This window comes from Novosphingobium sp. SG707 (assembly GCF_012275515.1).
In the GTDB taxonomy this organism is placed as follows: domain Bacteria; phylum Pseudomonadota; class Alphaproteobacteria; order Sphingomonadales; family Sphingomonadaceae; genus Novosphingobium.
Genome location: NZ_JAAZQL010000001.1, coordinates 97424 through 119596, shown reverse-complemented (window position 1 = coordinate 119596; position 22173 = coordinate 97424). Strand labels below are relative to the sequence as shown.

Genomic DNA, 22173 nt, shown 5'->3' with positions numbered 1-22173 from the left:
CATGGAGCCAGTGAACCGCTATCCCCTCGCCATGCGCCTGCTGCACTGGTTGCGCGCGGGGCTGATACTTGGGCTGATCGCCGTGGGCTTCACGATGACCTCGCTGCCCGATACGGCCAGCATCAAGTTCACCACGCTCTATCCCATGCACAAGGAGTTTGGCGTGCTGGTCTGGCTGGTCGTGGTGGTGCAACTGGCGATCCGTTGGCAAAGCCGCCTGCCGCAGCCTCCTGCCGGGCTCAAGCCCTGGGAGGCGCATCTGTCGCATGTCGTGCATGTTGCCATGCTGGTGCTGGCCTTTGTCGTGCCCTTAATGGGCTATAGCATGTCCGCAAGCTTTACGCAGAGCGATGGCGTGCCCTTCTTCGGCTTGGAAGTGCCCGAACTGCTGCCCAAGAATGACAAGGCTTTTGCCGTGTTTCAACTGCTGCACAAGGTGCTTGCCTATACGCTGCTCGGGCTGGTGGGGCTGCATGTTGCGGGTGTTCTCAAGCATCGGTTTCTGGATGCCGACAAAGCCAATGATGTTCTTCCCCGGATGCTGTGAAGGCCTCCCACTATAAAGACAGAAACATGATACAGGCGATTAATTATATTGAGCAGTCCCTGCGCGATCAGGATGGTATTGAGGTTACCAACCCGGCCAATGGCGAACTCATCGCCTCGATCCGGTCGTTGAGCGTGCAGGACGTGTCGGAGGCGATTGACCGGGCCGATCAGGTCCGCCCCGCCTGGGCCGCCAAGACAGCGCAGGAACGCGCGACGATCCTGCTGAAATGGTACAATCTCATTCTCGCCAACGAGGATGTTCTGGCCGAGGTGGTGACGGTGGAGGCGGGCAAGCCCCTGGCCGAGGCGCTGGGCGAGGTGCGCTATGGCGCCGCCTATGTGCAATGGTATGCCGAGGAAGGCAAACGCGCCTATGGCGAGGTCATCCCCAGTTTTGCGCGTGATCGCCGCGTTTTGACCCTGCGTCAGCCGGTGGGCACCTGTACCGCGATTACGCCATGGAATTTTCCCGTGGCAATGATCACCCGCAAGGTAGCGCCAGCATTGGCGGCGGGCTGCTCCATCGTGGTCAAGCCAGCGGAGGCCACGCCGCTCTCGGCGCTGGTGCTTGAGCAACTGGCGATCCGCGCCGGTGTGCCGGAGGGCCTGTTCACCGTGACGCCTTCGGGCCAGTCAGCGGCGGTGGGGCAATTGTTCTGCACCCATCCCAAAGTGCGCAAGCTCAGCTTTACCGGATCGACCCGTGTGGGCAAGATCCTGATGGCGCAGGCCGCTGATCAGGTGCTGCGCCTCAGCCTTGAACTGGGCGGCAATGCGCCGCTGATCGTGATGGATGATGCCGATCTGGATCGCGCGGTGCGCGGCGTGATGGATGCCAAATTCCGCAATGCCGGGCAGACCTGTGTTTGTGCCAATCGCATCCTTGTTCATGATGCGGTGCATGACGCCTTTGTCGAAAAGCTGGCGGCGGCAGTGTCTTCGCTCAAGGTGGGCAACGGATTGCTGGCCGATACGCAGATCGGTCCGCTGATCTCGCCGACGGAGGCCCAGCGCGTGTCGGAACTGGTGGATGACGCGGTGGCGCGCGGCGCCACGATTGCCGCGCAGGCGCAAGGTGCGCCCGCCGCATCCGCTTTTGCCGCGCCCCGCGTGGTGACGGGCGTCACCCCCGATATGGATCTGGCCAGCGGCGAGATCTTTGGCCCCGTTGCTCCGGTCATCCGCTTCGCCAGCGAAGAGGAGGCTATCGCGCTCGCCAATGATACTCCTTACGGGTTGGCTGCTTATCTCTTCACCGGCGATATGGGCCGCGCATGGCGGATGATGGAGGCGCTGGAATATGGCATGGTGGCGGTCAACGACGGTCGCCTGTCCAGCGAAGTGGCGCCCTTTGGCGGGGTGAAACAGTCCGGCTTTGGCCGCGAGGGTTCGGCGCATGGGCTGATGGAATATATGGAAATCAAATATGCGATGATGGGCCTGTAATCCGGCCCATCATCGCATCAAAGTTGCAGCAGGACGGGCGCCGGGATCATACCAGCGCCCGTTTTCCTTTATGGGTTAGCCAGATAGGCCTCCTTGCCCGCGATCACCGTAAGCAGCACCTTGGTGGCATGGATTTCACGGGGAGGAATGGCAAAAATGTCGCGGTCGATGACGATGAAATCGGCCTGCCGCCCCGGCTCCAGTGTCCCCACCTTGTCACCCACGCCCAGTTGCATGGCCGCCGAAACCGTCATCATCCGCAGGGCTTCGGCCACGCTGACTTTCTGGGAAGGGGCAAGGCTGGTGGCGCCGCCCCCCGGCGTTTCGCGCGTGACCAGCGTTTCGATCGCCACCCATGGCGACATCGAAGGCACGACCGGCCAGTCCGAACCGATCACCACCCGCGCGCCTGCGTCCAGTGCCTCGCGCACGGGGGTGAAACGCGCCATGCGTTCGGCGCCGACGGTGTGGTATAGGTCCTGAACCGGGGGGCTGGGGAACCAGATATAGGGCGAGAATTCAAAGGTGGCGCCCAGATCGCGCGCCCGGCCGATATCGGCGGACAGGATGAAATTGCCATGGGCGATTTCGTGGTGCGGGCCATAGGCGCCGTTGGCCTTGCGCGCGGCGGCGATTGCATCGAGTGCGGCATGCACCGAGGCGTCGCCGGCCGCATGTAGCTTCACCGTAAGCCCCGCCGCGTCATAGCGCGTGAGGCGCTGCGTGATCGCCTCGGGCGCGATGATGAGCGATCCCTTGGCGCGGCTTGCATCGCCAAAGGCGGCGGCATCGGCATAGGGATCGTACATGGCGGCGGTGTGGGATTCGGTGGGTACGCCATCGAGGATCATCTTGACGCAGGAAACATCCAGCCTCGGCCTTGCATAAAGATGACGCTGGGCGATCAGGCCCTGATCGCTGTCCCACATGCAGGTGCGCACATGCTGGGCCAGACCGCCCGCATCGGCCAGAGCGGCATAGGCGCGGGCATTGGCCGTGGCCATCAAGGCTTCCTCATAGGCGGTGATGCCCTGCGCTAGCATTGCCTGCGTGGCCTGGCGCAAGGCCGCCACGCGGTCCTCGTCGCTGGGCGAGGGCACTTTGTTGAGTAGCAAGATGGCAGCGTTTTCGCGCAGGATTCCGGTAGGTTCGCCCTTGCTGTCGCGCTCGATCACGCCGCCTGCCGGGTTGGGTGTCTTGCGGTCAATACCCGCGGCGGCCAGCGCGGCCGAATTGGCCCAGACGCTGTGCAGGCTGATGTCATGCAGCACGACCGGCACCTTGGGTGCGATGGCGTCCAGAATGCGGCGATGGGGCACCACCTTGCCCAGCGAGGATGCATCCCATTGCCCGCCGACAACCCACGCGCCCGGTTTTGCGGCCTCGACACAGGTCTTGACCGCTGCCACCACGGCAGGCGCGGCGGAGCCTTGGGGAAAGGCGCATTCGCGCGCGTGGAGCCCGGCGTCCACCGCATGCACATGCATGTCGATCAGACCGGGCAGCACCGTTTTCCCGCCCAGATCCACCACGCGCGTGGCGGCGGTGCGATGGGCGCTCATCTGCGCCTCGTTGCCAATGGCCAGAATGGTGCCTTTGGCCAAGGCCAGAGCCGTCTGCCAGCCATCGGGCGTGGCGATATGGCCGTTGATATAGATGGTTTCGGCCGGGGCCGGAGCGGCGGGCGTTATGGCATCCTGAAACTGGGCCATGGCGGGGGTGGCCATGGTGGTGGCCAGCAGCGCGGCCATGACGCAGGCGGTCAGACGAGAAGGCATGGAAATGTCCCTGAAACAGCGGGCGCGGCATGCCGGAGAAATCCCGCAAGCCGCGCCCTTTAGGTTAGAATTTGGCGCCCAGTTCGATCCCGTAGGTGCGCGGCGGCGCCCAGCGGTCCAGCCGCTCGGAGAAAGGCGCGAGATAGAAGGAGTAATCCCGATAGCGCTTGTCGAACATGTTGCGGGCAAACAGCGCCACTGACAGGTGATCCTGGGCAAAGCTGTAGGCAAGGCGGCCATTGGCCAGCAGATATCCGGGGAGATTGCCGTCTGCGGTATTCGTCGCCTCGAAATAACTGCTGCTGTGCCAGTTGACGTCGATCCGGCCGGTCAGCCTGCCCGCGCCCAGATCCTGACCGATCTGTGCGCCTGCGTTAAGCGAAAAGCGCGGAACGAAGGGCAGGCGGTTGCCCGCGCAATTGGTGGCCGGAGCGCAGCCGGGAAAATCCTTATAGGTGGCATCGGTATAGCCCGCGCCGAAGTTAAGTTCGGCCGCGCGTATGGGTTTGGCGGTCACTTCCACTTCAAAGCCCTTGATTTTGGCCGCTGCGGCATTGCGGATCTGGAACGCGGCGCCCACCAGCGCGGAGACCTGCAGGTCTTTGTAATCGGTGTAGAAAGCCGCCGCATTGATGCGCAGCTTGTGGTCCAGCAGGTCCGACTTGAACCCTGCCTCATAGGACCATGCGTTTTCCGGACCAAAGCTGATGTTGGTGTCGCCCACGATGTCGGGGTTGAACCCGCCGCTTTTGAAACCGCGCGCGATGCTGGCATAGATCCGCGTATCGCGGAGCACCTGATAGGTGATGCTGGCATTGCCCGAGACATTGGTGTCGCGGCGATGCAGTCGTGCGGAAAGATCGGGCAGCGGGACAAAGGATGTGTTGGTCTGATTGAACACCAGATCCTTGGTCTCCAGATTATAGCGCAGCCCGCCGCTGAGGGTCAGGCCGGGCAGCGGGCGCCAGTTGCCACTGGCAAAACCGGCGAAGGCGTCGGTCTTGAGGCTGGAAATGCTCGAAATCGTGCCGAAAAACGCGCCCGGCCCCGGAGGTCCGAAGGCCACCGTCGCGCGGTTTGAATCGGCATCCTGATGCAGATAATACAGGCCCAGCAGATAATCGACGCTGCCGCTGGTGGGCGAGGCGAGGCGCAGTTCCTGTGTGAACTGTTTGGCGCCATCCTGAAAATCCGAATAGGACAGGGGCAAGGGGCGCGAGTCATTATCGACGATCAACCGCGAACGATTGTCGCCATAGGCGCTGATCGAGGTGATGGTGTAGGCGCCCAGATGCCAGTCGATGTTGAGATTTGCGGTCCATATGTCCCGTGTCTGCTGGCTGGGATGGTCCTGCGACACGGTATAGGGATCGGCGTAATAGCCCGGCAGGCCAGCAAGGCCGCCTGCGGTGTTGCTGGCCGGTTGGCCCAGGATCATACGGTCGGCCTGCTTGAGCCAGCTTCCCGTCAGCGCGATGTCCAGCGAGGGCGAAGGTTGCCACAACAGCCCGCCGCGCAGTGATTTGCGGTTGAGATTGTTGACCTTGGAATGGTCATAAACATTGGTGATATAGCCGTCGCGCCCGGCAATCGAACCGGCCACCTTGATGCCCAGCTTGTCGGTGACGATCGGCGTGGTGGCAAACAGGCTGGCTTCGGCCAGCCCCAGATTGCCCACCGCCACCTTGCCTTCGGCAATGGTGCGCTCAAGGCTGGGCTTGCGGGTGGTGATGTTGATGGCCCCGGCGGTGGTGTTGCGGCCAAATAGCGTTCCCTGCGGCCCGCGCAGAACTTCCAGCGTGGCAATATCGGGCAATTCCTGATCCGCGCCGCTGGGCCGCACGGTAAGCACGCCATCGACATAGACGCCAAGCCCGCTGTCGAAACCGATATTGCGCGTTTGCGAAACCACGCCGCGAATGCCGATCGCCCCCAGCACGGCGCCGCCGCCATCCTGCGACATATTGGGCACCGATGCGACCAAATCGGTCACGCGGTTGACGCTGCGCTCGGCCAGCCCGGCGCCGGTCAGCGCGGTGATGGAAATGGGCACGCTTTGAACATTTTCCTGTCGCTTACGGGCCACCACCATGATCGTGTCTAGCCCGCCGCCATTATCCGAAGGCGGCGCACCGTTCTGCGCATGCGCGGGCGTTGCGGCGCAGGCGCAGATCGCCAAGGCCAGTATGCTTGTTTTCCCCATTGCTTGTGCTCCCAGAGAGTCTGTTGCTCTGGCGCCATGGTGATGCGGGCCGATCCGGGGGGCATCACCCATTTACGGTATTATGTGACAAATATTTGCAAAAATAATGGAGGAATTTACAGAATTGTTGCATCAATACGTAGTGCTGCGGCTGCCCATCCTGCGCGACTCAAGGCACCTGAAAGCAGCCGATCTGTCAGGGGAAACAGGTGATGGATGATGCCGGTATTCTGGGCCATCTCTATGGCGCGGCGCATGATTCCAGGCGATTGACGATTGTGCTGGACGCCTTGCGCGCCCGCACCGGGGCGGGCAGCGTCACCATTCATTGGTTTCATCGCCGGGCAGACCGTTTGCGCCATCGCTGGATGGTCGGCTGTTCGCAGACCCCGGTCGATTTCGCCGACCTGGGTGCGATGGATGACATCAACCCGCGCACGATTGCCGCGCTCAATCCGGTGCACAGCGGGGTTGTGATGCTTGAGGACAGCCATATTCCCGATATCTTGAGCGATGAAGTGGCCGAATGGCAGAAAAAGCTGCGCAACAGCGGGCTCGGCCAGTTCATCGGCGCACGCATGACGATGGGCGAATTGGGAGAGGCCGGACTGGCCGTTCATGCGGCCCATGGCGGACAAGCACTGGCGCAGGATTGCCGCGCGACGCTTACCTCAATGATGCCCCACGTCCGCGAAGTGCTGAAACTGTCGGTGGCAAATGCGGAGCGCGAACGGGAACGCGAGAGCATGCGTCTCCTGATTGACCAGATGCGTTTGGGCGTGTTGTTCTGCAATGCATCGGGCTGGATCATCACCGCCAATGCCATCGGGCAAAGATGGATGACGGATGCCGCTCTGGCTGCTCCTGAGCGCTGCGGCCTTGGCCAACGCGCCCGGCTGGTGACTGCGGCGCGTGGTCTGTTGCTGTCTCATGGTCCCAGTGAAATGCGCTGGACAACGCCGGCGGGGGACTGGCTGATCCGGGCCATGCCGCTTGTGCAGGACGGCTTCGATACGATCCCGCAACCTTTAGGACGGCCCAGCCATGTCATCGTTGGCTGTGATGCGGACGGTCGGGTTTCTCCCGCGCCGGGTGAGTTGTTTGCCCTGTTTGGTGTGACGCGGGTGGAGGCCGAATTGCTGGCTCATCTATGTATGGGAGAGGATCTGAGGGCCTTTGCCCAGAGCCGCGGCGTTTCGATCCACACCGCGCGAACCCAGCTCAAGCAGGTGATGGCCAAGACCCGCACCCACCGGCAAAGCGATCTGGTGCGTCTGGTAATGAACAGTCCGGCCGGTCTGTTCGGCTCGCATCACTGATTGATCTATCGCGTTTTGACAACAATCAATTTCTTATTCCAGTAATTGTTGCATTGATATTCCATTCCGGCGAGGGAGAAAGCGCCGGTTAGGGAATATATCCATGCAGAAGACGCTTTTGGTATCGACCGACGGACAGGCGATCATGCGCAGCCACGACGGCGGCACGAACTGGTATCGCATCAATGTGGGCCAGGATCTGGAATATGACGATTGCGTGCGCTGCCTTCTGGTGGACCCGCGCCGGAACGGCGCGATCTGGGCGGGCAGTGAGCGCGGCCTTTTCCGCAGCGAGGATTGCGGGGCGCATTGGCATCAGGTCGATTGCGCGCTCAGCGGATTTGCCGTGTGGAAGCTGGCGGTTTCGGAAAGCAACCCCGATTACATGTACGCCGGGACCGGATCGCCCACTCGCGCTGCGTTTTTTCGCAGCACGGACGGCGGCAAGACGTGGGAGCAGACCGATTTGCTGATGCCCGAGCGTTGCGCCGGGGTCAGCCGCCCCCGTATGCTGGCGCTGGCGGTCAATCCGCGCGATCCGCTCGATGTCTGGGTGGGCGTGGAGGCGGGGGGGCTGTTCCGCAGCCGTGATGGCGGCGACCATTGGCAGGAAATCCACCCGCAATGGCCCGATCATGCCGGAAACACCGATATTCACTCAATCCTCATTCTGGATGGCGAAGTGCCAATCATCCTCGCGCTGGTGGTCAACGCGCTTTACCGCTCGGCCGATGATGGGCGGACATGGACGCGGTTTCACGCCCGCGATACATGGGGCCTGCGCTATGCCCGTGCGCTGTTGCGCAAACCCGGCAGCGATCGGGACGTGCTGATCGGCATCGGCGATGGCACACCGGGCACGACCACGCTGATCCTGCAATCGCAGGATGCGGGCGAAACATGGCAGAGCGCCGAACTGGCGGGCGATCCCAATTCCTGCCTTTGGGCCTTTGGCGCCCATCGGGCCGATCCGGAGGTGATGATGGCGGGCACGAAATTCGGCCACCTTTTCATGAGCGCCGATGGCGGTCGCCACTGGGCCAAACAGCGCCGCGAATTCAGCGAAATCACCGATATGGCATGGTTGCCCGGCGTTCCGGCCCAATTGGATTTGCCCCATGAAACCCAATGAGCCGATCCCGCCGATCCGGATTGCCGCCATTGCGCATATCCTGCTGTTCGTCCGTGATGCCGAGGCTTCGGCGCGCTGGTATGGCGATAGGCTCGGTATGAAAATCACCGCGCGCAGCCCTGATGGCCCCTATCGCGGCGCGATCTTTCTTTCCTTTGGCCAGAGCGATCACGACCTTGCCCTTTATAGCGCGCCGCCAGACAAAGCGGGGCGCGAATTGGGCGAAATCACGTTGGAATGGGACGCGGACGGGCAAGAGGTCGCCGCCAGACTGGCCTTGTGGCGCCGTGACGGCGTGGCGGTGGAGGAAATCCGCAAGGGCGCGATCCTGACCGGCCTGCGCCTGCATGATCCGGATGGGCGGCCGATCAGCCTTGCCATCGGTTCTTGCGGCGCCATGTGAGAGGGGTTTCGCCCGTTTCGGCCGTGAAGGCGCGGGTGAAACTGGCCGTTTCGCCATAGCCGAGCCGACTGGCCACTTCGAGCACCGAAAGGCCCGATTCCTGAAGCAGGCGGCAGGCCATGGCCGCCCGCTTTTTGCGCAGGATGCCGCGAAAGGTCATGCCTTCGCTTCGCAAATGGCGGCGCAGCGTATCGACGCTGGTGTCAAGCCGCGCGGCGACATCGCCAATGGTCACCGCCCGCGTGCCGATGATGCCCGAGAGAACCTGGTCCACCGTTTCGCTCAGGGACGAGGGCGCAGCATCGCGCCGGTCCATCAGCGCAATGTAATGCCGCAGCATTGCCGCCAGCGTCGGATCGGCGCGCGCCATCGGACGGGTCAGATCGGCCTCATCCAGCACCAGCGCATTGGCCCTTTGCTCGAAATAGACCGGGCAGCCAAAGAAACGCTCATAATGGGCAAGATCGCCTACCCGCGCATGTTCGAAATAGACCTCGCGGGGGGCGAAGGCACCATCCAGTGCCTGTCGGACAAGATGATGGACATAGGCCAGCGAGAATTCCACATCGTGGCGGCGCGGGCGCATGTCCTCATCGCTGATCGTATAGGTCAGCATCGGCGCGCTGTGGCGAGAGAAGGCGAAGCTGGTCACACCCTGAATGCTGAAAACACTTTGTGAAAAAGCCTCCAGCCCGGCGCTCAGCGTGGGAGAGCAAAGCAGGACATAGCCGATCGGCCCGACCAGCCCCGGACCCATCCGGTCTGCCAGATCCAGCCCAAGCGTCGGCGTGCCGGTGTTTTGCGCAAGCCTTTCGAACAATCGCATATACGTGGCCAGCGGCACGGTGGGGGGCATGCCGTCCGCGCCGTTCTGCCCCGACAGGCTTTCAAGGCGCAGCCCCTCCACGGCCAGCAGGCGCGAGGCCTCCAGCCTTGTCAGCCCGGCGGCATGGATGATGCCTTCAAGCACTTTGGCTTGAATCAGGGCTGGGGCATGAAGCGGAGCGGGCGAATGGGATGGGGAGCTCATGACGCAGAATATCAAATTTTTGCATGAAAATATCAATAAATCGGCAGGGCGAATGATAGGTTTTCCTCATTCAGAACAAAGGTGACCGGCCCCGTGCAGGATGGCGCCAAGCAGCCGTCGATCACCAAAAAGGGGAAATCCATGACAGTTGCATCGGGTGATCGTTTTGTGACCGTGGCGGTGGTGGACACCAATGGTCTGCTGCGCGGGCAAAAGCTGGCGGCTGATGATTTGCCCGGCATTCTGGAAAATGGGGTGGGCATGTCGCCTGCGCAGCTCGCGCTCGATCCCACCGATGTTTTTCTCGATATGCCGGGCGTCACCGATGACAGCGCCGATTTCCATGACAGCCAGCTGGCCGTGGACCGCGCCAGTCGCGTCACGATGCCGTTTGAACAGTCCTGCGACAGCGGCCTCTATTTCGCGCAGTTCACCGGCGATGCGGCCCGGTTCTGTCCGCGCAGCCTGCTGGCAAAGGTGCTGGCGCGCGGCGCGCAAATGGGCATGCAGCCCCGCATCGGTTTTGAACTGGAATTCACCCTGTTCGATGAAACCCCGGCCAGCCTTGCCGAAAAGGGTTTCGAGGATCTGACCACGGCCACCGCCCATGCCAGCCATGACCTGTTGATCTATCAGGCGTTTCAGTCCGAATTCTATTGTCAGGTAGCCGATATGGCCCAGACTCTGGGCATCCGCCTCGGCAAGATGCACGAGGAAATCGGCGGCGGATTCATGGAGGCCTGCGTCGGTCCGGGCCGGGCGGATGCCACCGCCGATCAGGCCGTGCTGCTCAAGAATTTCCTCAAAATTCTGGCCATGCGTCGGGGGCAGACGGCCTGCTTCATGCCGCGCTGGTCGCTTGATGCGGACAGCCAGTCCTCGCATCTCCACCTCTCGCTGCTGGATGGTGAGGGCGCGCCCCTGTTCTGGGACGCGGCCCGACCCGACCGCATGTCGGACACATTCCGCCATTTCATCGGCGGGTTGCAGCGTTTCCTGCCCGAGGTGATGCTGTTGTTCGCACCCACGGTCAACAGTTGGCGCCGCTTTGCGCCGGGCACTTTCGCGCCGCCCGCTTTTACATGGGGCATCGAAAACCGCACCACATGCCTACGCGTGGTGGGCCATGGGCCGGGTTCGATCCGGGTGGAAAACCGGCTGCCCTGCGCCGATGCCAATCCGCAACTGGTGGCGGCCGCCTCCATTGCGGCGGGGCTGGCAGGGATTGCGGGCCGGATCGAACCGGGCGAGCAGACCATCGGCAATGGCTATGCCGCGCCGCCCGCCGATGCCGTTCCCCTGCCCGATGGGATGGAGGCCGCGATTGCCGCGCTCGAAGGCTCGAGTTTTGCCCGCGAATGGCTGAGCGAGCGTTTCGTCGAAACCTATTGCGCCACGCGCCGGGCACAGCTCGCCCAATTCGCGGGCAAGACGCTGATCGACGAACGCCGTCGCTTCTTTGAATTGGGATAAGCATATGATCACGATAGGAATTCTGGAATGCGGACGCAATCTTGAGCGCTGGCTGCCCGAACATGGCGGTTTTGCCGACTGGTTCCCCCCGCTTCTGGCGCAGGCCGGTGATGATTGCGCCTTCCGCGTCTATGCCGCCATTGAGGGCGAGTTGCCGGAGGATCCGCGCCTGTGCGATGCATGGCTGCTGACCGGCAGCCCGGCGAGCGTCTATGAGGACAAGCCATGGCAGCAGGCCCTGACCCGCTTCGTGCGCAAGGCGGTTGCCCTGCGCCCGGTGGTGGGCATCTGTTATGGACATCAGCATCTGCACGCCGCGCTGGGCGGGCGGGTAGGGCTGCATGAAAGCTGGGGTGTGGGCATTCACGCCTATGCCATCCAGACCATGCCCGAATGGTTGCCGCCTGACATCGCCGCCCAAAGCGCCGAGGGGCTGCGCATGATCGCCCTGCACCGCGATCAGGTGGTGGAACCTGCGCCGGATACGTCGGTACTGGCCGCAAACGACCATTGCCCGCTGGCGATCACCACCATCGGCGCCAATGTCCTGACCATTCAGGCGCACCCGGAAATGACCCGCGCGCAGGCCGCCGAAATCTATCGCCACCACTATCACGACATTGGCCCCGCCGCCGCGCAGGCCGCCATCGACAGCCTGCCGGGCGCGCTGGATGCCGCATTGGCGGCGCGTTGGATCATAGGTTTTATCCGCGCCCGCCTTGCCGCGCGCGATCACAAGGGAGAGATGGCATGACGGCGCAAGATACGATCCCCACCAAAGGCCCCACCACAGGGCTTGACCTGTCCGACGCCGGGGTCTGGCACAAGGCTGTGCCTTATAAGGAATTTACCCGGATGCGGCGCGAGGCCCCCGTGGCATGGAATGAGCGCCATGATGGGCACAAGGGCTTCTGGGCCGTGGCCAGCCACGAGGCGATTATGGCCGTTTCCGCCGACACCGAAACCTATTCTTCGCGCCATGGCGTGATCAGTCTGGACGATTTCGACAGCGAGCAGAATGATGCCCGCCGCACCTTGCTGGAAATGGATGCGCCGCAACATGGGGCGATGCGCAAGATCACTTTTTCCGGCTTTTCGCCCAAGGGCATCGCCCATCTGGAAGCCGCGATCCGCGCCAAGGCGATCAGCCTGCTCGAAGGGCTGATCGATGCCGGGCCGTTCGATGCCGTCTCGCTTTTGTCGAAGCAATTGCCCATCTCGACCCTGTGCTCGCTGCTGGGCGTGCCCATGCAGCGGCAGGAGGACATGATCCGCTGGAGCGATCTGCTGATCGGTTCAGATGACCCCGATTTCGTTGACCCGGCCTATGCCCATTTCCCCGAGGAGGAGCGGCGGATGCTGCCCTTTGGCCATCCGGCCTCGCTCGATGCTTTTGCCATGGGGCGCGAATTGGCCCAGGCGCGCAGGGCATCGCCGCAACATGATGTCGTCTCGGTTCTGGCCAATGCCACGGTCGATGGCCGTCCGCTGACCGACAATGAATTCTGCAATTATTTCCTGATGCTGGTGGTGGCGGGCAATGAAACCACGCGCCATTCGATTTCGCATGGGCTGGCCGCTCTGGCCGACAATCCGGGCGAATGGGCGCGCTTTCGCGCCGACGCGCTCAATCCTCGTCTGGCCACCAGCGAGATCGTGCGCTGGGCCAGCCCGGTGTTTTTCGTGCGCCGCGTCGCCATGCGCGATGCCCAATTGATGGGCGCCAACATCCGCGCGGGCGACAAGGTGGCGATGTATTTCATCTCGGGCAACCGGGACGAAGCCTATTTCGACCAGCCCGACCGTTTCATTATCGACCGGGCGCAAAATCCGCATATGGGTTTTGGCAAAGGCGGCCCGCATTATTGTCTGGGCAATCATGTGGCCCAGTTGCAGATCCGCATCCTGCTGGAGGAAATGGCCCTGCGCGTGGCGCGGATCGAGAGGGAGGGGCCGATGGACCGGCTGCGCAGCAACCATGTCCATGGCGTCAAGTCCCTGCCCATCAGCCTGCACAGCGCATAGAGGCGGCGGGGCCGGGGGCATCCACCCCGGCCTCTCGTTTTATGCCGGCGCGGCATCCAGTTCGGCAAAGACCTCTTTGGCCATGTGGAAAGAGGCGATTCCAGCGGGCACCCCGGCATAGACCGCCACCTGCAACAGAACCTCGCGAATTTCCTCGCGCGTCAGTCCGTTGTTGAGAGCGGCACGAATATGCAGGCGAAACTCCTGCGGCCGGTTGAGGCAGGCGATCATCGCAATGTTGATCAGGCTGCGATCCCGCCGCGCCAATCCGGGGCGCGACCAGACCTCGCCCCAGCAATAGGCGGTGGAAAGCTCCTGCATCGGGCGCATGAATTCATCCGCCGAAGCCATGGCCGCGTCGACGTAATCGGCGCCCAGAACCTCGCGCCGAATGGCCAGGCCACGCTCGAAAGGTGTGTCGCTCATGCCTTTTTGCTCCGCCCCAGCATCTGTTCCGCCGCCACGCAGCCGATGCCCATCAGCATCGTGACCGAGGCCATGGTGATCGCCACGCCAAACGAGCCGCCCGCCACCGTGGGGGCCACGACCGCAGGGCCAAGCCCCATGCCGAAAGTCTGCACCGCGCCCATCGCGCAAACCACGCGGCCCCGGCTGTCGGCATCGGCGCAGAGGCCTGAAAGCAGGGGCTGGGCAAAATTCCACCCGCCCCAGATCAGAAAATTGCCCAATTCAAACGCAGCGGCGCCGACATGGCCATTGAGCAGTTCAAACCCGGCAATCGCAATCACGCCGCCGGTCAGGATCGGCCCGACGCGCCCCCAGCCTTGCGGCAGGCCAGCCGCCGCCAAAGCGCCCAGAATGCCGCCCACCATGCCCAGTGACAGGCCATTGGCCACGGTCTGCGCACCAAGGCCGGAGGCATGGCCAATCCGCTCGGCATAGGACCAGACGGCGCTGATTGCGAAAAACACGAAAAGCACGGCGGCCAGACCGAACAATGTCTTGCGCCAGTCCACCTTGCCGGAAAGGTCGAAATGGGCCTCGTCCTTCTGGCCTTCCGGAAAGGCGACGATGCCCAACGCGGTCAAGGCGGTCAGTGCCACGCTGGCCATGAAAATGGCCGAAGGCGCATAACGCTCCTGAAGCGCGGGCAGGGCGAAGAGGAGGATCGCCGCGGCAATGCCGCTCACCACCAGATAATAGGCAAAGGCGCGGTCAGGATTGCGCGCGCGGCCCAGCGCGGCAAAGGAAAAGCCGATGGCCATGCCTTCGCCCGCGCCCGTGATTGCGCGTGCGCCGGCCATCGCGCCGTAGGAATGGGCAAGGCCCGTCACCATATCTCCCCCGGCGATCAGCAGCAACGCCAGCCCCATGGCCAGACGCCATGACAGCCGCGTCAGCAAAAGCGTGCTGACGGCAATGGCGGCAGCCATGGCGTTAAGGTTCCACGAGGCGATATAGCCCAGATGCTCGTCATCCACGCCCGATTGCGCGGCAATCAGGCCCAGAATGCCTGGCGTAGCATAGACAAACAACGCCCCTACAAAACCAATGACAATGGCGCTGATCAGACCCGCAGGGCTGAGCCGTTCAGCATGGCGGCCCAATTGGGCCTGTCCATCGATGGTAGAAACATGATCCATGGCAAGGCCCAGTTCGTATCGGGAAAAATCAGCGCCAGTGTCGCTTGGCCAGTGTGAATGAGCCGCTATCAGGCGGGCAATACGTCGTTTACGGCGGCCGCGAACTTGTCGACCAGTTCGTCCACTTCGGCCCGGTTGATGACCAGCGGCGGCGCAAACACCAGCGTGTCGCCCAAGGCGCGGGTGATCAGGCCGCGTGCGGCGGCCGCCTTGAGCACCTGGCGCCCGGTCCGATCAGCCATGGGCAGGATTTCCTTGGTGGCGCGATCCTTGACCAGTTCGATGCCGACCATCAGCCCCTTGCCGCGAATATCGCCCACGGCGCGATGATCGCCGATGGCGGCGCGCATTTGGGCAAACAGATAGTCGCTCTGCTGCTGAACATTGGCAAGGATGTTCTCCTCGTCGATCAGGCGCAGCGAGGCCAGCGCCGCCGCCGCACCCACCGGATGGGCCGAATAGGTAAAGCCATGGCCGAACAGGCCGGCAGTTGCCGCATTGCTTTCGATCACATCCCAGACCTTGGGCGAGATGAAGCAGGCCGACATCGGGAAGTAGCCGCTGGTCACGCCCTTGGCCGAGGTGATGAGGTCGGGCTCGACATTATAGGTCTGCGCGCCCCAATAGGTGCCGAGGCGACCATAGCCGGACACCACTTCATCCATGACCAGAAGGATGTCATTGCGGCGCAGGATCGGCACGATTTCCTCGAAATAGCCTTCGGGCGGTGGGATCAGGCCGCCTGCGCCCATCACCGCTTCGGCAAAGAAGGCGCCGATCGTGTCCGCACCTTCGCGCTCGATCAGTTCCTCCAGTTCCTTGGCCAGCTGGCGCGAGAATTCACGCTCGCTCATGCCTTCGGGGGCCTTGCGATAGTAATAGGGCGCGCTGGTGTGAACAATCGGCCCCATCGGCAGCAGGAAGGGCGAATGCATGCCGGGCAGGCCGGTCATGCTGGCCGTCAGCACCGCCGAGCCGTGATAGGAGTTCCAGCGGCAGATCAGCTTCTTCTTCTCAGGCTTGCCGCGCAGCTGGTTGTAATACCAGATCAGCTTGGCCTGGGTTTCGTTGCCGTCGCTGCCCGATGCGCCAAAGAACACGCGCGACATGGGGACGGGCGCGCGCTTGAGCAGTTCTTCGGCGCATTCGACGGCCACATCGATCGACATGCCGTTGAACGCATGGAAGAAGGAAAGACGGCGGCTTTGCGCATCCATCGCCGCCGAGATTTCCTCGCGGCCATAGCCCAGATTGACGCACCACAGGCCCGCCATGCCGTCCAGATATTCCTGACCGTGGATGTCGGTGATGCGCACGCCCTTGCCCGATGCCATGATCGTGGGACCATCGGCCTTCAGATCGGCAATGGAGGTGAAGGGATGGAACAGGCTTTGCTGGTCGATCGTTCCGGCGCGCTGAATATCCAGGGTCATGTCATGTCCTATTGGCTGGGACAGGCAAGCCGAAAGGTTGCCCGTTGGGTTTCTCCCCCTTCGGTCCTGCGTGGGAGAAGGGATTATTATCTGCAACAGTCACAGTAAATAGCCTAAGTTTGTTGTCAAGGGTAAACATTGGTGCCCGCGAGCCCATCACTGTTTACCTCCGACGAGCTATGAGGCCGAAACAAGCGCTTTGTTTCCTGCGCGACATGCGGCATCAGCTTGACTCGAAGGCAGAAGAGAGGAATCTGGACCGATGGACGACAAGCTTGAAACCAACAACGTCATCGCCATGATGTCTTTTGCCGAAGTGGTGAGCACCGGCAGTTTTTCGGCGGCGGCAACTTCGCTGGGCTATTCAAAGGCGGCCGTGAGCCGACAGATTTCGCGGCTTGAGACCAGCGTTGGCATGAAGCTGCTCGAGCGCAACACGCGAACGGTGACGCTGACCCCGGTGGGGCGCGAAATGTATGCGCGCTGCGCCCGGATTGTGGACGAGGTGAACGAAGCCAATCGCGTGATGACCGGGATGCAGCAAAAGCCGCGCGGCGATCTCAAGGTCAATGCGCCGGTGGTTTCCTCGCTGTTCGACCTGACCAAGATCATCCCGCGCTTTTTGCAGGCCTATTCCGATATTCGCCTGTTCATCAACCTTTCCGACAGCCGGGCAGATTTGCTCAAGGGCAGATTCGATGTCTCGTTCTGGATTGGCGAGCCTTATGACGCCAATCTTGATTCGGTGCTGCTGCGCGAATATCCGATGGTGCTGGTGGCTTCGCCGGCCTATCTCGACCGCGAGGGGCGGCCCAAGGCGGCCGGCGATCTTAAAGAGCATGTCTGCATTTCCGAAACCCACCTGTCGCAATTGGGCGAATGGCGGCTTTCCAAGGATACGACCGTGGCGATCGGGCGCGGGCCTCTGACGTCGAACTCGGTGCGCATGGCGCGCGAGGCCTCGCTTCAGGATCTGGGCGTCAGCTATATGCCGCGCTTTCTGGTGGCCGATGACATTGATGCCGGAAGGCTGGAGGTGCTGCTGCCCGATCTGGTGACCGAGACGATCCCGCTCCATCTGCTCTTTCCTAAGGGAAGCTACATGCTTTCCAAGGTTCGCGCCTTTGTCGATTTCGTCGCCTCGGAAGTGCGCGAAGGTCCGGCCGCCAGTGTGGGCGGTGGTATCGCCCTGACGCAGGCCTATTAAGCGCAAAAAAGGGGCGCCGCAGATGTGGCGCCCCCTCAGGGTGGATTATTGGCTGGGCGCGATTGTTCGCGCCCCGCAAGGCTGGCTCAAAGATCGAGGCAATCGTTGGGGAAGCCGAAAGACATGGCTCCCAGATTGCGGAAATAGGGCACAGGATTGTTCGCCACATGCGCGCGCGCCGTGTGAATATCGAGAAAGGCGTTCTGGACCAGATTGCCGCGATATATCGCCTTGCCGCCGCTGTAGAGCATCAGCTTGTCAATGGCGGTGACGCAGCGGCTGACGGTCGAGGTGGTGGAGGCCCCCAGTTCGGCGCGGCGCTCCAGCGGCCAGTCATTGCGCTCTGCGCGATCGACCATTTCGGCCAGATCGCGATTGAGCCGCATGTCCAGATCATCCAGTGTCAGCTTCACCTCGGCGATGGTTTCCTGAATGGCGCTGTCGCCCGCGATGCGCTGGCCTGTGTAGGTGGTGCGCTTCTCCCGCGTGGCCTCGATAAAGGTGTCGAGCGCGCGTTGCAGGGTGCTGAGTGAGGTGGTCGAAACGGTGCGGTTGAACACCTGCGCAAAGGGGATGCGATAAAGCGCACTCTTGTTGACGGCATGACCGGGGCATTCCATGCGGAACATGTCAAATTCGCGGATCACGCGATGTTCGGGCACGAAAGCGCCCTCAACGAGAATATCGTTGCTGCCCGTACCTTGCAGGCCCATCACATCCCAATTCTTCAGGATCTGATAATCGGCGCGCGGTATCAGGAAATTATAGGGCTCAACGCCCGGCGCGCCATCCTCACGGGGCACGTTGGCGCCCAGAATGACCCAATCGCAATGATGCGAACCGCTGGAAAAGGCCCAGCGCCCGCTCAGGCGATAGCCGCCCCCGACCCGTTCCACCTTGCCCACCGGCATGTACGACGAGCTGATCCGCACCGAATTGTCCGCGCCCCAGACATCCTGGGCCGCGCGATCATCGAACAGCGCCATTTGCCAGTTATGCACCGCCACCACGCCATAGACCCAGGCGCTGGCCATGCAGCCCAGCGCAAGCTGGCGGGCGATGTCGACATAGACCTTGGGCGACAATTCATAGCCGCCATAGGCCTTGGGCTGGAGCACTTTGTAAAAGCCGGCGTCCACAAATTCCTGAATGGTCTGATCGCTGACCTGACCGTTGCGGCGCGTCTCGGCTTCGCGTTCGCGCAGCACCGGGATCATGTCGGCGGCACGCTTCACCAGATCCTGCGCCAAAGTGTGCGATGCACCCATGGAACTCTCCTCTTTCGATAGGCTGGCGGACATTTTTGACTCCTCTCGAATCACTGTCGCTCATTGTGGCGTTCTAAGGTTGCCATAATGCAATCAAATACGTCAATAGGCGCATACTGTTGCACGAGTGCAACCATTTATGTTTGACAAAAACATCATAAATACAATGATATATGTAAATTCATGCGGCCGAATTTCCGGGATGTTTGGCGTGCATTACGTCAAAGTGCGGTGGCGAAATTTTTCGGTTGCATTTACGAAACAATGGTCAATATTAAGCGCAAATCGTTGCTCTCGGATAAACGAGGGGACAGACTCGCAGGTGAAACCTCGCTGCATGCAATGCGGCGGGCTCTGTGTTGATGAAAGGGAGACCATGACTAACCACCGCCAAAGCCTCAAACGGGATCTTATCCTTGGTTCCGCCATGGCCATCCTGCTTGCTACATCCGCGCAGGCGGCCGATAATGCGGCGGCCCCTTCGGCTGATGCGGGGGCCGCGCCCATGGCCGGCGAAATCGTGGTGACCGCGCAGAAGCGCCAGCAAAGCCTGCGCGATGTTCCGCTTTCCATTGCCGCGCTGGGCGCTGATGAGATGAAGGCCGTGGGGCATCAGGACGCCACCGCGCTTGTCACCCGCCTGCCCAGTTTTCAGGTCCAGCAGTTCAGCCCCAGTTCGGTGATCTTCAACATTCGCGGCGTGTCGCAGAACGATTTTGCCGACAGTCAGGAAGCCCCAATCGCCTTCTACAATGACGAAGTTTACGGCGCGGCGCTCTCCGCCATCAGCGGTCAGAATTTCGACCTTGAACGCATCGAGGTGCTGCGCGGCCCGCAAGGCACGCTGTTTGGCCGCAACGCCACGGGCGGCCTGGTGCAATATATCACCGCCAAGCCGACCAAGAAACTGGAGGCTGCCGCCTCGCTCACCCTTGGCGACTATGGCGAAGTGGGCGCCGATGCCTTTATCAGCGGTCCGCTGTCCGACCGTGTTCGCGCCCGTCTGGCCGTGACCAGTGACGATTACGGCGGCTATATCCAGAACCTTTCCGGCCCCAATGTGGGCAGCCGCCATTTCTTTGGCGCGCGCGGCCAGATCGAAGGCGACGTGGGGGCAAGCGGTCTGTTGCGCGTCAAGGTGCAATATCTGCAAAACCGCAGCGAAACCAGCGCGCCCTATACATGGCTGGCCGCGCAGCCCAATGCCGATGGTCTGGGCGTGCCCAATCCGGGACAGCCCGACAATTTGGGCTATATCAACACCAATCCATCGCCCTTTGTGCAGTCGTTTAACAACGTGCCGCGTTTCCGCCGCACGTTCTGGAGCGTTTCGGCGCGCTATGAACAGCCGCTCAACGATAATATCCAGTTCGTGTCGATCACCGATTATCAGCACGTGACCAAGCATTACGGCGAAGACACCGACATGACGCCGCAAAGCGTCTTTGACTATTATCAGGATCAGACCCAGTGGCAGGCGTCACAGGAATTCCGCCTGTCGGGCAAGACCGATCGCCTGAACTGGGTGGCGGGCATCTATGGTCTGGTGATTGATGCCGATGCGCGCGCCACGATCGACGGCCAGATTCCGGGCTTTCTCGTCGGCCGCCTGCAGGCAGGCGGGCCGCAGAAAACGCTCAGTTTTGCGCCCTTTGGTCAGTTTGACTATAAGGTGACCGATAAGCTCACCTTGACTCTGGGCGGCCGTTACAGTTGGGATCGCAAGAAGGACGATTATTTCCACTCTGTGGTCGGCGATTATGGCTACACCACCGGCGTCGTTACCCTGAACGGCGTGGATGACAGGTTCAATCCTGGCAACAATCCGCTGGCTGTGCAATATTATCGCAACTGGTCGGGCAAGGCCGGGCTTGAATATCGCCCGATGAAGGACGTGCTGTTCTATGCAGGCATCAACCGGGGCACCAAGAGCGGCGGCTTCGACATTCCCAACTTCCTTATTCAGGATGCGAACGGCAATTATCTGAACAACACCATCCCTTATCGTCAGGAAGTGCTGACCAATTACGAGGGCGGGTTCAAGATCTCGACGCTCAACCGCAAGCTGGATGTCAACGCTTCGCTCTTCCATTATAAGTACAGCAATTATCAGGCCTTTATCATTCAGGGGCTGACGGCGGTCATCACCAATCTGCCTGCCCAGATCACGGGCGCGGAAATGGAGGTCGCGGTGCGCCCGATTTCGGGCATGCGTCTGGGCGCCTTTGCCACCTATCTTGACACGAAGATCAACAATGTCGCGCTGCCCTCGGGCCGGGTGACGGATCGCGTCATGCCTCAGGCTCCCCGTTGGAGCGCGGGCTGGAACGGCAGCTATTCTTCCGCTCTGGGCAAGGGTGAAGTCAGCCTTAGCACTGACTGGCGCTATGATGGCGATTTCTACTTCTCAACCTTCAACGCGCCCATCGATCTGGAAAAGTCGCATGTGATGGGCAATGCCCGCATCGGCTATACGCTGGGCCATTGGTCGATCACCGCCTTTGTCAACAATGTCACCAACAAGCGTTTCCGGGTCTATGATCTGGATAACAGCCTTTCGTTGGGTTCGGCGCAGGCCACCTTTGCCCGCCCGCGCTGGATGGGCGTGACCTTCGGCTGGAAGATGTAAGCCGGACCTGCGTTTTCCGCCGTCCGATGGGATGGCGGAAAACGCAGGTATTGTTCCCCTTTGAAATCGCACAGGATTGAGAATGAGCAAAAAGGTCGTGATCCTCGCTGGAGGAGGTGGGTCCTCCAAAACCAGCCTGTTGGTGGCATGGATCGCCTCGCAAATGGCTCGCTCGGATATTGAAGCCGAGATCGTCCGTCTGGCAGAGATCGACTGTCAGGCGCTGGCAAGGTTCGACCTTTCCGATCCCGGCGTCAAAAGAATGCTGCGTCTGGTGGATGAAGCTCACGGCGTGGTGGTGGCGACTCCGATTTACAAGGCGTCTTTTGCCGGGATCGTCAAACTGGCGCTCGATATTCTTCCGCAATTTGGCTTGGCCGGTAAGGCCGTGTTGCCCGTCGCAACGGCAGGCAGCCTGGCTCATGCGCTGGCGCTCGACTATTCCCTTCGCCCGGTGCTGCAGTCCATGGCGGCGCGCCACATCGTGCAATCCACCGTGGTGACCGAAGCAGACTGGATCTACAGCGAGGCCGGACCTGCGCTGGTCGACAAAACCGAGGATATGCTGTTGCGGGCGGTCGAGCATTTTACTTTTGCGCTCGATAACCGAAGGGAAGTGGCGGAGCTAGGTTCCCCGCGTATTCTGATCGAGCCGCAGCAAATAGGGTAACATT

At 61.7% G+C, this 22173-nt stretch carries 18 protein-coding genes; 11 read left to right on the top strand and 7 right to left on the bottom strand.

Features of this window, described 5'->3' with window-relative positions; all coding sequences use genetic code 11:
• Position 1: 1 nt before the first annotated feature.
• Together FHW92_RS00485 and FHW92_RS00480 are read left to right on the top strand one after the other, a co-directional pair.
• Positions 2-547: a cytochrome b gene (locus FHW92_RS00485; RefSeq protein WP_246869846.1), complete on the top strand. Its 546-nt coding sequence runs from the start codon at positions 2-4 to the stop codon at positions 545-547.
• Positions 548-573: 26 nt separating this feature from the next.
• Positions 574-1995 (top strand): NAD-dependent succinate-semialdehyde dehydrogenase, encoded by a 1422-nt coding sequence (locus tag FHW92_RS00480; protein WP_168601272.1) that lies wholly within the window; start codon positions 574-576, stop codon positions 1993-1995.
• Between the two features lie 68 nt (positions 1996-2063).
• Here FHW92_RS00480 and FHW92_RS00475 read toward each other — a convergent pair whose 3' ends face one another.
• Together FHW92_RS00475 and FHW92_RS00470 are read right to left on the bottom strand one after the other, a co-directional pair.
• A complete protein-coding gene (locus FHW92_RS00475; RefSeq protein WP_168601271.1) occupies positions 2064-3773 on the bottom strand; it encodes an amidohydrolase in 1710 nt (569 codons plus the stop codon).
• Positions 3774-3837: 64 nt separating this feature from the next.
• Complete coding sequence (locus tag FHW92_RS00470) at positions 3838-5976, bottom strand: TonB-dependent receptor (RefSeq protein ID WP_168601270.1); 2139 nt, start codon at positions 5974-5976, stop codon at positions 3838-3840.
• A gap of 209 nt (positions 5977-6185) precedes the next feature.
• On the opposite strand from FHW92_RS00470, the gene FHW92_RS00465 reads away from it, so the two are divergent.
• The 3 genes from FHW92_RS00465 to FHW92_RS00455 all read left to right on the top strand — a co-directional run bounded on the left by FHW92_RS00465 (position 6186) and on the right by FHW92_RS00455 (position 8830).
• On the top strand, positions 6186-7295 hold the full coding sequence (locus FHW92_RS00465) for a helix-turn-helix transcriptional regulator (protein ID WP_210428316.1): 1110 nt from the start codon (positions 6186-6188) through the stop codon (positions 7293-7295).
• A 103-nt stretch (positions 7296-7398) separates the two neighbouring features.
• Complete coding sequence (locus tag FHW92_RS00460; RefSeq protein ID WP_168601268.1) at positions 7399-8427, top strand: glycosyl hydrolase; 1029 nt, start codon at positions 7399-7401, stop codon at positions 8425-8427.
• Entirely contained in the window at positions 8414-8830 is a 417-nt protein-coding gene (locus FHW92_RS00455) for a VOC family protein (protein ID WP_168601267.1), read from the top strand. The genes FHW92_RS00460 and FHW92_RS00455 overlap by 14 nt, the downstream gene beginning before the upstream one ends.
• Here FHW92_RS00455 and FHW92_RS00450 read toward each other — a convergent pair.
• Positions 8796-9860, bottom strand: coding sequence for an AraC family transcriptional regulator (locus FHW92_RS00450; RefSeq protein ID WP_168601266.1), 1065 nt, complete (start codon positions 9858-9860; stop codon positions 8796-8798). The two genes, FHW92_RS00455 and FHW92_RS00450, sit on opposite strands and share 35 nt — an antisense overlap.
• A gap of 141 nt (positions 9861-10001) precedes the next feature.
• Here FHW92_RS00450 and FHW92_RS00445 point away from each other — a divergent pair, with 141 nt between their 5' ends.
• Genes FHW92_RS00445 through FHW92_RS00435 form a run of 3 tightly spaced genes read left to right on the top strand, consistent with a single transcriptional unit; the run spans position 10002 to position 13358 of the window.
• Entirely contained in the window at positions 10002-11333 is a 1332-nt protein-coding gene (locus FHW92_RS00445) for a glutamine synthetase family protein (RefSeq protein WP_168601265.1), read from the top strand.
• Between the two features lie 4 nt (positions 11334-11337).
• Positions 11338-12087 carry a hypothetical protein gene (locus tag FHW92_RS00440; RefSeq protein WP_168601264.1) on the top strand — a complete coding sequence of 250 codons (750 nt, stop codon included), beginning with the start codon at positions 11338-11340 and terminating at the stop codon, positions 12085-12087.
• Positions 12084-13358 carry a cytochrome P450 gene (locus FHW92_RS00435; RefSeq protein ID WP_168601263.1) on the top strand — a complete coding sequence of 425 codons (1275 nt, stop codon included), beginning with the start codon at positions 12084-12086 and terminating at the stop codon, positions 13356-13358. The genes FHW92_RS00440 and FHW92_RS00435 overlap by 4 nt, the downstream gene beginning before the upstream one ends.
• 39 nt (positions 13359-13397) lie before the next feature.
• On the opposite strand, the gene FHW92_RS00430 is transcribed toward FHW92_RS00435, so the two are convergent.
• The 3 genes from FHW92_RS00430 to FHW92_RS00420 all read right to left on the bottom strand — a co-directional run bounded on the left by FHW92_RS00430 (position 13398) and on the right by FHW92_RS00420 (position 16395).
• Entirely contained in the window at positions 13398-13784 is a 387-nt protein-coding gene (locus FHW92_RS00430; protein ID WP_168601262.1) for a carboxymuconolactone decarboxylase family protein, read from the bottom strand.
• Positions 13781-14962 (bottom strand): MFS transporter, encoded by a 1182-nt coding sequence (locus FHW92_RS00425; RefSeq protein ID WP_168601261.1) that lies wholly within the window; start codon positions 14960-14962, stop codon positions 13781-13783. The genes FHW92_RS00430 and FHW92_RS00425 overlap by 4 nt, the downstream gene beginning before the upstream one ends.
• Before the next feature lie 68 nt (positions 14963-15030).
• Entirely contained in the window at positions 15031-16395 is a 1365-nt protein-coding gene (locus tag FHW92_RS00420) for an aminotransferase (protein WP_168601260.1), read from the bottom strand.
• Positions 16396-16657: 262 nt separating this feature from the next.
• Here FHW92_RS00420 and FHW92_RS00415 point away from each other — a divergent pair, with 262 nt between their 5' ends.
• Positions 16658-17602, top strand: a complete 945-nt coding sequence (locus FHW92_RS00415) for a LysR family transcriptional regulator (protein ID WP_210428315.1) — start codon at positions 16658-16660, stop codon at positions 17600-17602.
• Positions 17603-17688: 86 nt separating this feature from the next.
• Here the strand turns inward: FHW92_RS00415 and FHW92_RS00410 are convergent, their stop codons facing one another.
• Complete coding sequence (locus tag FHW92_RS00410; RefSeq protein WP_168601259.1) at positions 17689-18870, bottom strand: acyl-CoA dehydrogenase family protein; 1182 nt, start codon at positions 18868-18870, stop codon at positions 17689-17691.
• A 376-nt stretch (positions 18871-19246) separates the two neighbouring features.
• On the opposite strand from FHW92_RS00410, the gene FHW92_RS00405 reads away from it, so the two are divergent.
• The gene (locus tag FHW92_RS00405; protein WP_168601258.1) at positions 19247-21499 is read left to right on the top strand and encodes a TonB-dependent receptor; all 2253 of its coding nucleotides are present in this window, start codon (positions 19247-19249) and stop codon (positions 21497-21499) included.
• Positions 21500-21581: 82 nt separating this feature from the next.
• Positions 21582-22169, top strand: coding sequence for an NAD(P)H-dependent oxidoreductase (locus FHW92_RS00400; protein ID WP_168601257.1), 588 nt, complete (start codon positions 21582-21584; stop codon positions 22167-22169).
• The last annotated feature ends 4 nt before the right edge of the window (positions 22170-22173 follow it).

Coding starts and splice junctions, on each gene's coding strand:
- FHW92_RS00485 (WP_246869846.1), top strand. CDS start 2: ATGGAGCCAGTGAACCGCTATCCCCTCGCCATGCGCCTGCTGCACTGG.
- FHW92_RS00475 (WP_168601271.1), bottom strand. CDS start 3,773: ATGCCTTCTCGTCTGACCGCCTGCGTCATGGCCGCGCTGCTGGCCACC.
- FHW92_RS00400 (WP_168601257.1), top strand. CDS start 21,582: ATGAGCAAAAAGGTCGTGATCCTCGCTGGAGGAGGTGGGTCCTCCAAA.
- FHW92_RS00435 (WP_168601263.1), top strand. CDS start 12,084: ATGACGGCGCAAGATACGATCCCCACCAAAGGCCCCACCACAGGGCTT.
- FHW92_RS00425 (WP_168601261.1), bottom strand. CDS start 14,962: ATGGATCATGTTTCTACCATCGATGGACAGGCCCAATTGGGCCGCCAT.
- FHW92_RS00480 (WP_168601272.1), top strand. CDS start 574: ATGATACAGGCGATTAATTATATTGAGCAGTCCCTGCGCGATCAGGAT.
- FHW92_RS00420 (WP_168601260.1), bottom strand. CDS start 16,395: ATGACCCTGGATATTCAGCGCGCCGGAACGATCGACCAGCAAAGCCTG.
- FHW92_RS00410 (WP_168601259.1), bottom strand. CDS start 18,870: ATGGGTGCATCGCACACTTTGGCGCAGGATCTGGTGAAGCGTGCCGCC.
- FHW92_RS00440 (WP_168601264.1), top strand. CDS start 11,338: ATGATCACGATAGGAATTCTGGAATGCGGACGCAATCTTGAGCGCTGG.
- FHW92_RS00405 (WP_168601258.1), top strand. CDS start 19,247: ATGACTAACCACCGCCAAAGCCTCAAACGGGATCTTATCCTTGGTTCC.
- FHW92_RS00455 (WP_168601267.1), top strand. CDS start 8,414: ATGAAACCCAATGAGCCGATCCCGCCGATCCGGATTGCCGCCATTGCG.
- FHW92_RS00450 (WP_168601266.1), bottom strand. CDS start 9,860: ATGAGCTCCCCATCCCATTCGCCCGCTCCGCTTCATGCCCCAGCCCTG.
- FHW92_RS00430 (WP_168601262.1), bottom strand. CDS start 13,784: ATGAGCGACACACCTTTCGAGCGTGGCCTGGCCATTCGGCGCGAGGTT.
- FHW92_RS00470 (WP_168601270.1), bottom strand. CDS start 5,976: ATGGGGAAAACAAGCATACTGGCCTTGGCGATCTGCGCCTGCGCCGCA.
- FHW92_RS00460 (WP_168601268.1), top strand. CDS start 7,399: ATGCAGAAGACGCTTTTGGTATCGACCGACGGACAGGCGATCATGCGC.
- FHW92_RS00445 (WP_168601265.1), top strand. CDS start 10,002: ATGACAGTTGCATCGGGTGATCGTTTTGTGACCGTGGCGGTGGTGGAC.
- FHW92_RS00415 (WP_210428315.1), top strand. CDS start 16,658: ATGGACGACAAGCTTGAAACCAACAACGTCATCGCCATGATGTCTTTT.